This is a genomic window from Nitratifractor sp. (assembly GCF_015487065.1).
Taxonomy (GTDB): domain Bacteria; phylum Campylobacterota; class Campylobacteria; order Campylobacterales; family Sulfurovaceae; genus Nitratifractor.
Window position 1 is genome coordinate 1 of sequence record NZ_WFQN01000037.1, and the last position, 10,851, is coordinate 10,851.

Sequence of the window (10,851 nt, forward strand, 5' to 3'; positions counted from 1 at the left end):
CGGCAATGACCCTTGGGGCGATGCCGATCTCCTGCAGGAAGGTTCGGACAATGGCCGCATAATCGGCGGTGCGTAGGAAACGTTCGTTGAGGCTCTGGCCGAAACCGGGAAGGTCCAGATAGAGCTGCCGCCATTCGGGCAGCGTCGGGCCGAAGGCCTGTCGCATCAGCTCCTTGTTGCTCCCCCAGCCGTGAAGGAAGAGGATTGTCGCCTCCTTGGAGGGATGCAGCATCTCGTAGGAGAGCTCATAGGGCTCTCCGCCGTATCGGATCGTTCGACTCGCCATGGTCCTACTGCGCCTTTTTGAGCTGCATGATCTTGTCGTAGCCGTAGATATCCGGGAAGAAACTCACCCCGCCCCCCTGGGCCACATAGGCGGTAAAGTATCCGACATGAACAGGAATCGGTTTGACCAGGCTCACCGTCTTGAGCTTCCAGGTACCCAGATCGGCTTTGACCTGCGTCCAGTCTTCACTCAAATAGCCGTGCTCCGCCAGATACCGCAGCATCTCCATGGGGCGTGCCAGGCGGATACAGCCATGACTGTAGGCCCGGTAGTTTCGTTTGAAAAGCGACTTCATAGGAGTATCGTGCATGTAGACGGAGTTGCCGTTGGGGAAAAGGAACTTGACCCGCCCCAAGGCATTGCCTTTGGCCGGCAGCTGCACCAGCTTATAGGGGAGCTCTTTTTTCTTCCACTCAGGCCGAAGGTATTTGTGCCAATTGACCCGTCTCGGATTGACCGGTGTCGAGTCGATATCGTAGCTTTTGAGTACCACCATCCGCTTGCGTTTCAAATAATTCGGATTTTTGAGCAGATGGGGAATCTCTTCGGCACGGGCGATATTGTCGGGGACATTCCAGGTGGGGTTGAGGACCACATATTTCATCTCGGCACTGAAGATCGGGGTCTGCCAGTTTTTCCTGCCGACCACCGTATTGATGACAAAAGCCAAACGACCGTTTTCAAAGAAACGGACTTTGAATTCGGGGACATTGACCAGGAAATAGGTCTGCCAGGCTGCTGGATCGGGCTTCATCAGCTTGGCCCGCTCCAGGCTGAGACGGACCTTGCGCTGCTGCTCGGGCGTGAGCCCGCCGCCGTGCCAAACCGAGAGAAGCCGGCCAAACTGAGGCACCGGTGGAATGTAGGGCTTCAGAATCTGCTCGATGTTTTGGCCGTTGCGAAGCTCGGAGAGGATCGTGGAGGCGGAGACACTCTGCAGATAGGGGGTGAACTTTGTATGGATCTTCCGCTCTTCTCTGGCCTTTTGGGCCGCTTTGAACGCCGACATATCGATGCAACTATTGGCAAGATTTTTCGTATAGCCCACCAGGAGTTTGGAGAGAAGACGCGTATCATGCGTTTGCCGATAGCTCTCGTACAGCGGCCTGAGCTCACAGAGCGAAGCGTAGCGGTCCGAAGCGAGGATCCGTTCAAACGCTCTTTTTTGGGAGCTGCTCCACCCCTGGGCATCCCCGAAATGGGGACCGCCGGTACACCCCGCCAGCCAAAGCGCCGCCGCGGCAATCACTCCCCCTCTTATCCTTTGAATCATCTGCGTCTCTCACTTTCCAATATTTTTTGTACCCTCTGAAAAATAGCTCAGAAAGGTTTCACTCGATGGCGACAAAGGAGCGCTTGCCCCAACGGGGTGCCAACGGCATTAGCGACTGCCAGAGCTATCGAGTGAAACCGATATCTTTAAAAAAATTGTCTTAATTTTATCAGTTTTTGCTTCAAGTCGCCCCTGCATGTCTTTTTGACACGCGTCAGACACCTATCAACGCGGCGCGGATCTGGAAATAGGCGACGAAAAACTCGATAAAGATCCGCCAGGCCAGCTCCCCCGCCAGAAAAAAGAGGAGGATGATCAAACGCCATTGCCAGGCACTCTTGAGCTGCTCCCTTATCTTGCGAAAACTTTCCAAGCGCAGGAGATAGAGGAACAAAACCGGCATCCCCAGCGCCCCCAGATAGTAGATACCCAGGAGCACCGAAGGCGTCACGAAGGTTCGGAAGGTCAGAAAATCAGCCAGGGTATGCATTGTTCTATCCTACCACAGATGCGTTGATGGCGTCGGCACAGACGGCGGCGGAACTGAAGGCCCACTGGAAGTTGTAGCCTCCCAGTTCCCCGGTCACATCCAGGACCTCACCGACGAAATAGAGGCCCGGCACCCGTCGGCTCTCCATCGTCTGCGGGTCCACCTCCTCCGTCGAGACCCCGCCCCGGGTCACCTCCGCTTTGGAGTAGCCGAAGGTTCCCGCCGGTGCGAAACGGTAGTCGTGCAGCCCCTCCAGCCGTTTCCACTGGGAAACGTTCAGGCGGTGACAAGGGCCGTCAGCGATCTCCAGATGCTCCAGAAAGGCTTTGGCTGCCCGTCGGGGAAGGGGCAGGAGGCTGCTGAGATGCTTTTTCTCATTTCTGAAAAGGCCGAGATCCACCCCGGGAAGAAAATCGACGGAGATCTCCCCCCGCTCCCACCAGAGCGAGGCGTTGAGCACCGCCGGGCCGCTGATTCCCCGGTGGGCAAAGAGCAGCCGGTCCCGCCAGCGCCGGTCCCCCACCCGGATCTCTACCTCCGTCGCCACGCCACTGAGGCTTTTGAAAAAGCTCTGCGCCGGTTGAAGGGTCAGACCTACCAGGGCCGGGGCGGGGCGGATAATACGGTGGCCGAAGCTCTCGGCAGTCTCCAGGCCGACAGCGCTCGCTCCCAGCTTGGGGAAACTGAGCCCACCCGTTGCCACCGCCAGACGACGCGCCTGCAGAGACTTTCCCCCTTCCGAAATCAGACGAAAGCCCTCTGATGTTTTTTCGACCTTTGTAATGCGGGTGCCATAGAACGAGTCGATACTCGAAGCAGCTTCCTTCAAAGCCCGAATCACCGCCGGACTCCGATCGACGCAGAAATATTGGGCCCCCTTCTCCAACCGGGTCTTCACTCCCCGCTGCCGAAACCACTCCAACAACCATCGTCGGTCGTAACGTTTCAGGACAGGACGGATAAAGGAGGCATCGCCCCGGTAGCGTTCCGGACGGATTTCGGTGTTGGTCAGGTTGCAGCGTCCCCCGCCGCTGACGGCGATCTTGGCTCCGGGTTCCCGGTTCCCCTCGATGAGCACCGCCGAGATCGACGGATCCAGCCGGGCGGCCAGCATCAATCCCGCAGCACCGCCCCCCAGGATCGCCAGATCGTAGTCTTCTCTCACACCCGGCTCAGCTGTAGAGGCTCAGGATCCGGTCGTTGATGACCCGCTTGGCGCGGCGAAGTGTCTCGGTACTCTCTTTGGTCAACATTCCTTCCCGAGCCATCGGCGTGGCCAGCAGCCGGCTGAGCTCTTGCAAAAGTTCTTGAATCTCTTCGACATTTTGACGGGAGCGTTGATGCAGTTTCTCGAGTGAATCGGCATCTTCGACAAAAAGGGCCCGGCGTAAAGCGGCGTTTTTCTCATCCAAAAGCACCTGGTATTTCTGGACGGTACGCTGCAGCTCTTTTAGGTGTTCTCTCACCTGGGCCATCTTCTCTTTGCACTCCTCTTTTTTGCGGCAGTAAAAACCCGCCTCCTGGGCGATCTCCTCAGCAATACGCTGATTTTTTGCCGCCCGCATCGCCACCAGAACCGCATAGACAATCCACCCCGCCAGCAGCGCTGTTCCCAGGGCGATAGCCGCCCCCACAGCGGGATTGGCCGCTTGGTCGATCAGGAGGGAGATCTTTCCGGCAATGGCGGAGAAAAACCCCAGATCCGGCATACGGTCAGGGAGGGGAGAGAGCCCGGCGCGGGAGGCCCCGTAAAGGTACCAGCCCAGCAAGGTCAAAAGCGCAACGAGAAAGCCCCACCCGAAGGCCCCGGCCTTTCCCGAAGGAAGATCCTCGATCTCCAGGCGCTCCTCCGCGGGATTCTCCAGCTCCACCTCCGAGACGACAACGCCGGTGGGCAACTCTCCTACTCCCAGTTCAGAGAGGAGCCGGCGACTCTCTTCCACCACCGGCTCCAACGACGCATGCTCATACGCTTCGAATTTCGCCAGATCATCGCGGATCTTGGCGATGCACTCTTCGATCTCGGCATCGGCACTCTCCACCAGGGCCCGGGCCGCCTCCACCTGTTTCCGGGCCCGGGTGTGACGATCTCCTTCTGCCGGGGCTACGACGATTTCACAGGTACTTTCCGATCCTTTCTCTTCAGCCGCCGGACTTTCGGGATCGGGCTCGACGACCGTTTCCTTCGGCTTTTCCTCCTCTCTCCTCTCTTTTGCGGCTTCCGCCTCCGAAAACGCCTCCCGTACCTCCACCTTCTCCTGCTGCAGCTCTTTCTCGTCTGCCATCACTACTCCTTTCCGATCGAATTGAGTCAATTGTAACAAAAAAATCTGAACCGTCTCCCGAGGCTTTTCGATATAATTTTCACAAAAAATATCTGGAGTCCTATGTCACTGATCTTCTATCTTCTGCTTGCGTTGGCCGCCCTCTCGGTCCTGGTCTTTTTCCACGAACTGGGGCACTTCACCGCCGCCCGGCTCTTAGGGGTGACGGTGGAGCGTTTCAGTATCGGATTCGGCAAGATCTTCGCCCGTAAACACTGTTGCGGGACCGAATGGGCCTTCAGCGCCATCCCTTTGGGAGGCTATGTCAAGATGAAGGGGCAGGACGATAGCGATCCGACCCTGCACAGCAGCGACCCCGACAGCTACACCGCCAAAAAACCCTGGCAGCGGATCATCATCCTTCTGGCCGGACCGCTGGCCAACTTCGTCGTCGCCTTTTTCCTCTATCTCATCATCGCTCTGCACGGCGCTCCGCTCATCACCGCTCTCGATTATGTCCCGCCTGTCGTGGGCAAAGTGGCCCCGAAGAGCCCCGCAGCCCAAGCGGGATTAAAACCCGGTGACCGGATTCTCGCCGTCGATGAGCACCCTATCCGCTACTGGTATCAGATCGGCCGGGCGATCCAACAGGATCCCGATCCGATTCTCCTGACGATCCAACGCAAAGGAAAAGAGCTCCAACTGAAGCTTCACACCAAAATAGTCGAAGCCGAAAACGAGTTCCGTCAGAAGATTCATCGCCGCATCATCGGGATCTCTCCCGCGGTGAAACGGGATACCGTGATCCGCTTCTCCCCCTCCGAAGCCCTCTTTTACGCCTGGAACGAGACCAAAAAGGCTTCGCTGCTCATTGCCCGAGGAGTGGAGAAGATGAGCACCGGGGAGGTGGGGACCGAAAATGTGGGCGGCCCCCTCACCATCTTCGACGTGATGATGAAGTTCGCCCGGGAAGGCTTCATCTATCTGCTCTTCATCACCGCCCTCATCTCCGTCAACCTGGGGGTGCTCAATCTGCTGCCCATCCCGGCCCTGGACGGCGGGCACATCATGTTCAATCTCTACGAGATGATCACCCGGCACGAACCCAGCGAAACCGCCTACTACCGGTTGACGGTCCTGGGGTGGTTTATCCTGGGGGGCATCATGTTCCTGGGACTCTACAACGATTTTCACCGACTATTGGGAGGCGCACATGGCTGAGAAGATTTTGAGCCGGGAGACTCTGGCACGCAACCTGGATGCCGTAATCCAGCGGATCGAAGCGGCACGGATCAAAGTGGACGAGCACCATATCGTCAAAATGGTGGTGGTGAGCAAATACACCGCCGTCGAGAATATCGCCACCCTCTACGACCTGGGGCAGCGGGCCTTCGGTGAGAACCAGGTCCAGCAGCTGGCCGAGCGGATGGAGGCCCTGGAGGATCTGCCGCTGGAGTGGCATATGATCGGCCGTCTGCAGAAGAACAAGATCAACAAGCTCATCGATTGTGATCCCTTCCTGCTCCAGTCTCTCGACTCCCTGGAGCTGGCCGAGGCCCTGGACAAGCGCCTGGAGGCCAAAGGCAAAACCATGGAGTGCCTGCTCCAGATCAACAGCGCCCGGGAGGCCACCAAGGCCGGCGTCGATCCCGAGGCCGCCGTGGCGACCTACCGGGAGATCGCCGAACGTTTCCCGCGGATCGATCTGCGGGGGGTCATGACCATCGGAGCCCACACCGAAGACCGGGAGATCGTCCGCCGCAGTTTCGAAACCACCCGCCGGATCTTCGACGAGCTGCGCAGCGACGGCGCCGAGATCTGCTCCATGGGGATGAGCGGGGATTTCGAGCTGGCCATCGAATGCGGCTCCACCATGGTCCGGATCGGCTCCGCCCTCTTCCGGGACGCCTGACCCCTCTATGATCCGCCGCCTCTTCAGAAAGAAGCCCCACGATCCCGAGAGCAAACTCGGGAAGTTCCTGGCAAAATACAAGATTCCCCGTGAATACTTCTCCGTCAACCGCCGCTCCGTCTCCCGGGGCGTGCTGGTGGGGCTCTTCTGGGGATTCATCCCCATGCCGATGCAGATGCTCGGCGTGGTGCTCACCACGCCGCTGATGCGTTTCAACGTCCCCATCGCCATCAGCATGGTCTGGCTCTCCAACCCCTTCACCATGCCGGCGATGTACTACATGGAGTATCTCACGGGCAACCTGATCCTGGGGCTTCCCGGGGTCCATGACGTCCAGCTGACGATGGAGTGGTTCCGGGAGCACTGGAGCGAGATCGTCCTGCCTCTCTATGTGGGGACCGCCTTCTACTCCGTTGTCGTCAGCACCCTCATCTACCTCCTGATCAACTGGCTCTGGATCGACTCGGTCAAGCGGGAAAAACGGGCCCGGGAGAAGCTCCGCCTATCCGAAAGGAGCGAAGATGCGTGAAGCGAAACTCCCCGCCGGGTTTACCGAGCGGCTCCGCCGCCTCCTGCCCCCCGAACGCTACGCCGACATCGAAGCGAGCTTCCATCGGCCCAAAAGCACCACTTTCCGCGTCAATCCTCTCAAAACCGACGCCCAGGCGCTGCACCGTGAACTGGAGGTGGCGGGGCTGCGTGTCCAGCCGGTGGAGTGGCTCCCCGGGGCCTTTCGCCTGAGCGACCCTGCCCAGCGCCGGGCCCTGACCGAGAGCAATGCTTTTTACGAGGGACGGCTCTATATCCAAAATCTCTCCTCGATGCTGGCTCCTTGGCTGCTGGATCCCCGCTCCGGCGAGCAGATCCTGGACCTGGCTGCCGCGCCCGGGGGCAAGACCCTGATGATGGCGGGAATGATGGAGGATCGGGGCTGGCTCAGCGCCGTGGAGCCGGTCAAAGAACGTTTCCACCGGCTTCGGCGCAACATCGAGACCGCCGGAGCCACGATCATCCACACCTACCTCAAAGACGGTCGGGGGGTGGGCCGGGCCTGCCCGCTGATGTTCGACCGGGTATTGCTGGATGCTCCCTGCTCCTCGGAGGCCAAATTCTCCACGCTCCGCCCCGAGAGCTACGCCTACTGGAGTCCCCGCAAGGTCAAAGAGAGCCAGCGGCTCCAGAAGCGCCTCATCCTCTCGGCCTGGGAGAGCCTCAAACCCGGCGGTCGGCTCCTCTACTCCACCTGTTCCTTCGCTCCCGAAGAGAACGAAGCGGTAGTGGACTTTCTCCTGAAGAAAAAGCCCGAAGCGAAGCTACTGCCCGTCAACGTGCCCGTTCCCAACCATATGGAGGGCTTGACCGCCTGGGAGAAAAAGCGTTTCGATCCCACCCTACAACTAACCCGGCGTATCTTACCGACCGAAGAGATGGACGGTTTTTTCCTGGCCCTGCTGAAGAAGAGATCGGTGTAAATTACTGTTTTTGCGAACGATTGGAGTCGGGGGAGAGCAGATGACTTTCCGAAAGCGTCTTATCCTTTGGCTTCTCTTCTTTGGAAGATGAACGAAAGGGGAACCCCTCCGGATGCAGTTGCAAGGTTTTGGGGCCGACATGCAGCTTTTTCAGCAGAATTTTATTACCTCGTCGGACCACCATCATATCCACGGGATAGCTCAGATTACCCTCCAAGGTCAACTGCCCCTTCATCGTCACCTCTCCCCCTTTCTTCTTCCATTCACGCCATTGTGCCTTGGGGCTGCGGTCCAGATGAAGCGTCGTAACGAAGAGCGCGATATCTTCCAAGGAGATCCCCCCTTTGTTTCCGCGCGTGAAATGCTGCTGGATCCCGCTAAAGTTTCCTTCACTCAAACCTTGGAGAACCGTTTCACCGTAGGTGTGGTAGAGCTCTATTTTTGCCGCCAAGCGTTGTGCCGCCTCCCGCTGAAGATGTTGTCGGTAGAAATAGACCGACAACAGCGCAAAAAGCACGATCCAATAGCCGGGGCGTCTCAAGCGTCTAAGCATTCTGCTGCTTCCCCTCACGGTACATCAGGCTCCAGATTGCCAGAACCAAAGGCAGAGCCAAAGCGATCAGATAGGCTCCCAGATGAAGCTGATGCCGACTTTTAAGAAAGAGGAAACCGACAGCCAGGATCCCATAAGCCCCCAGGCGCCAGAGAGAAAAGGCCGGCAGTGTATCCCGCGCAGTCTGGGAGAGCGAACGCCGCTGTTTTTTCATTCGCTGCTTCTCCTCCCGAATCATCTCCCGGACCGATTTCTCCTCCGTCTCCTCCTCCTCTTCGCCGTAGAGGTCATGCGGATCCTCGATCCGATCGATCAGATCCCGGTCAGCCCCAGTCTCAGGAATCATTCCCGCTTCCAGGCGCTGCTGCACCATCCGCCGATAGCTTCGGAAGGAGGCCAGCACCACCAGCGTACTGCTCCAGTAGGCCACCTGGGCACTGATGATCACGGCCCGATCCCCCAGGAGAAGTGTCAGAAGCAGCAGCAGGATTCCCCCGGCCGCCAGGGTCCACAGCGTCGCTTTCATCACTCCTCGTCATCCTCATAGTCAAAACGGCGGGTGCGATAGCGGGGGTCCTCCGCCAGCTCATCCAGGGAGGCCTTCTGCTTTTTGTAGGCGATCTGAATATTGCGCAGAGCCGCCCCGATTCCGATGGCCACCCCGATCCAGAGAGTCCACCCCGCACCCGTGAGCTTTTTGAGCCCCAGACCGATGGCAACTCCGATGAGCACGGCGACGACGATGGCGATTCCCAGGCTCAGCCCGTCGGCGGCGGTGACGATCTTTTTCATTTTGGGATCGTTGTCGTTCATCCCTCTTCCTGTCGCATGGCGGCTTCTGCCATCGCTTCGTAGGCGATTCGGATCGTCTCCTCGATCAGCGCGTCATCGAGCGCGGTGGAGATGAAGCCTGTCTCGTAGCTGGAGCAGGCCAGATAGACCCCCCGATCCAGCATCGCCCGATGAAAGCGCTTGAAAATCGCGTTGTCTCCCCGCTTGGCATCCTCGAAGTTTTTCACGGGAGCGTCGGTGAAGAAAAAGCCGAACATACTGCCGCGCACTTCAGTCACCAGGGGCAGATCATGCGCCTTGGCCGCCGCTTCGAATCCGTCCATCAGCTTTCTCGCCCGCTCCGCCAGGGTGACATAGAGGGAGGGATTGCTTTTGAGCTTGCGCAGACTCGCCAAGCCTGCCGCCATGGCCACGGGATTGCCGCTGAGAGTTCCCGCCTGATAGACCGGCCCTTCGGGGCTGAGGCGGTGCATGATCTCCGCCCGACCGCCGAAGGCCCCCACCGGCATTCCGCCGCCGATCACCTTGCCCAGAGTCACCAGATCGGGCTGCACCTGGGTCAGTCCCTGAGCTCCTTTGAGCGAGGCCCTGAATCCGCTCATCACCTCGTCGAAAATCAGCAGCGCTCCGTGAGCATCACAGAGGAAACGCAGCCCCTGCAGAAAACTCTCGTCAGCGGGGACCAGCCCCATGTTGCCGGCGATGGGTTCGATGATGACACAGGCGACCCCTCCTTCACTCTGCTCGAAACATCGCTCCACACTCTCCAGATCGTTGTAGGTGGCCAGGAGGGTATGTTGGGTCAGATCCGCCGGCACACCGGGGCTGCTGGGAGCTCCGAAGGTGGCTGCCCCGCTGCCCGCCTGGACCAGCAGACTGTCGCTATGTCCGTGATAGCAGCCGGTAAATTTGATGAAATCGTCCCGCCCGGTGAAGCCCCGTGCCAGGCGCAAAGCGCTCATGACCGCTTCGGTACCGGAGTTGACGAAGCGGACCTTGTCGATGGTGTCGAAGAGATCGACAATCTCTTTGGCCAACGCCGTCTCCAACTCCGTTGGCGCACCGAAACTGAGCCCCTTTTTGGCGGTAGAGATCACCGCTTCTTCGATCTCGGGATCACAATGGCCGAAGATCAGCGGCCCCCAGCTCTGGACATAGTCGATGTAACGGTTGCCGTCGATATCGTAAAGATAGGGACCTTCTCCCCGCTCGATGAAAGGAGGCACACCCCCCACGCTCCCAAAAGCCCGCACCGGCGAGTCCACACCCCCCGGAATATACTGATAGGCCTCCGCAAATGCCGCTTCACTCTTTTCGTAACCCATGATGCCCCTTTGGATATAATTTCGCATATTTATAATTGTACCCTCTGAAAAACATGTATCCGAGAGGTTTCACTCGATAGCGACAAAGGAGCGCTCAACCCGTGAAACGGGCGCTCCTTCATGGCTTCGCTTCGCTCCGACCGTTTCGGTTCCGAAGCTACAAACGATACGCAGGTATCGTTTGTTGGACGCTTCTCATGTTCGCGACTGCCAGAGCTGTCGAGTGAAACCGGGAATTTTCAGGGTACTCTATGATCTGAATTCAACGGGATTATACCAATTCTCCCGATAATTCCCCCGTAAGACTGCAGGGCAAGGAGGCGAGGATTCGACGATTGAGGTTGGGATGGGCCCTATCGATTCTGTTGCACCTCCTTGTAGCGGGGCTCGTACTCTGGCTGCTCCACAAAAGCCGGGTCACCCCCAAAGCGGTCAACAAAACCCGTATCAGCCTCGACCTGACCCAATTTCAGACCCTACCGCC

The 10,851-nt window shown here is 58.6% G+C and carries 13 protein-coding genes; 4 read left to right on the forward strand and 9 right to left on the reverse strand.

Annotation, left to right across the window (positions count from 1 at the left end; translation table 11 throughout):
* From F8I07_RS02000 to F8I07_RS02020, 5 genes are all read right to left on the reverse strand, one after another.
* On the reverse strand, positions 1 to 286 hold a 286-nt coding region (locus F8I07_RS02000), incomplete at its 3' end, for an alpha/beta fold hydrolase (protein WP_367264305.1).
* Between the two features lie 4 nt (positions 287 to 290).
* Positions 291 to 1,559, reverse strand: a complete 1,269-nt coding sequence (locus tag F8I07_RS02005) for a L,D-transpeptidase family protein (protein ID WP_292655058.1) — start codon at positions 1,557 to 1,559, stop codon at positions 291 to 293.
* A gap of 214 nt (positions 1,560 to 1,773) precedes the next feature.
* Positions 1,774 to 2,049, reverse strand: a complete 276-nt coding sequence (locus F8I07_RS02010) for a DUF4282 domain-containing protein (RefSeq protein WP_292655061.1) — start codon at positions 2,047 to 2,049, stop codon at positions 1,774 to 1,776.
* Positions 2,050 to 2,053: 4 nt separating this feature from the next.
* Entirely contained in the window at positions 2,054 to 3,214 is a 1,161-nt protein-coding gene (locus F8I07_RS02015) for an aminoacetone oxidase family FAD-binding enzyme (RefSeq protein ID WP_292655063.1), read from the reverse strand.
* A gap of 7 nt (positions 3,215 to 3,221) precedes the next feature.
* Positions 3,222 to 4,334, reverse strand: coding sequence for a hypothetical protein (locus F8I07_RS02020; RefSeq protein ID WP_292655065.1), 1,113 nt, complete (start codon positions 4,332 to 4,334; stop codon positions 3,222 to 3,224).
* A gap of 102 nt (positions 4,335 to 4,436) precedes the next feature.
* Here F8I07_RS02020 and rseP point away from each other — a divergent pair, with 102 nt between their 5' ends.
* From rseP to F8I07_RS02040, 4 genes are read left to right on the forward strand one after another with little or no spacing between them, the layout of a single operon-like run.
* A complete protein-coding gene (gene rseP, locus F8I07_RS02025) occupies positions 4,437 to 5,534 on the forward strand; it encodes an RIP metalloprotease RseP (RefSeq protein ID WP_292655067.1) in 1,098 nt (365 codons plus the stop codon).
* Positions 5,527 to 6,225 (forward strand): YggS family pyridoxal phosphate-dependent enzyme, encoded by a 699-nt coding sequence (locus F8I07_RS02030; RefSeq protein WP_292655069.1) that lies wholly within the window; start codon positions 5,527 to 5,529, stop codon positions 6,223 to 6,225. Before rseP ends, F8I07_RS02030 begins: the two co-directional genes overlap by 8 nt.
* Positions 6,226 to 6,232: 7 nt before the next feature.
* Complete coding sequence (locus tag F8I07_RS02035; protein WP_292655072.1) at positions 6,233 to 6,754, forward strand: DUF2062 domain-containing protein; 522 nt, start codon at positions 6,233 to 6,235, stop codon at positions 6,752 to 6,754.
* On the forward strand, positions 6,747 to 7,697 hold the full coding sequence (locus F8I07_RS02040) for an RsmB/NOP family class I SAM-dependent RNA methyltransferase (protein ID WP_292655076.1): 951 nt from the start codon (positions 6,747 to 6,749) through the stop codon (positions 7,695 to 7,697). Before F8I07_RS02035 ends, F8I07_RS02040 begins: the two co-directional genes overlap by 8 nt.
* 1 nt (position 7,698) lies before the next feature.
* Here F8I07_RS02040 and F8I07_RS02045 read toward each other — a convergent pair whose 3' ends face one another.
* The 4 genes from F8I07_RS02045 to hemL are packed head-to-tail and all read right to left on the reverse strand — an operon-like array spanning position 7,699 to position 10,367.
* Positions 7,699 to 8,250, reverse strand: a complete 552-nt coding sequence (locus F8I07_RS02045) for a hypothetical protein (protein WP_292655078.1) — start codon at positions 8,248 to 8,250, stop codon at positions 7,699 to 7,701.
* The gene (locus F8I07_RS02050) at positions 8,243 to 8,776 is read right to left on the reverse strand and encodes a hypothetical protein (RefSeq protein ID WP_292655081.1); all 534 of its coding nucleotides are present in this window, start codon (positions 8,774 to 8,776) and stop codon (positions 8,243 to 8,245) included. Before F8I07_RS02050 ends, F8I07_RS02045 begins: the two co-directional genes overlap by 8 nt.
* Entirely contained in the window at positions 8,776 to 9,063 is a 288-nt protein-coding gene (locus F8I07_RS02055) for an AtpZ/AtpI family protein (protein WP_292655084.1), read from the reverse strand. The genes F8I07_RS02050 and F8I07_RS02055 overlap by 1 nt, the downstream gene beginning before the upstream one ends.
* Positions 9,060 to 10,367 (reverse strand): glutamate-1-semialdehyde 2,1-aminomutase, encoded by a 1,308-nt coding sequence (hemL, locus tag F8I07_RS02060; RefSeq protein WP_292655086.1) that lies wholly within the window; start codon positions 10,365 to 10,367, stop codon positions 9,060 to 9,062. The genes F8I07_RS02055 and hemL overlap by 4 nt, the downstream gene beginning before the upstream one ends.
* Positions 10,368 to 10,851: the final 484 nt, after the last annotated feature.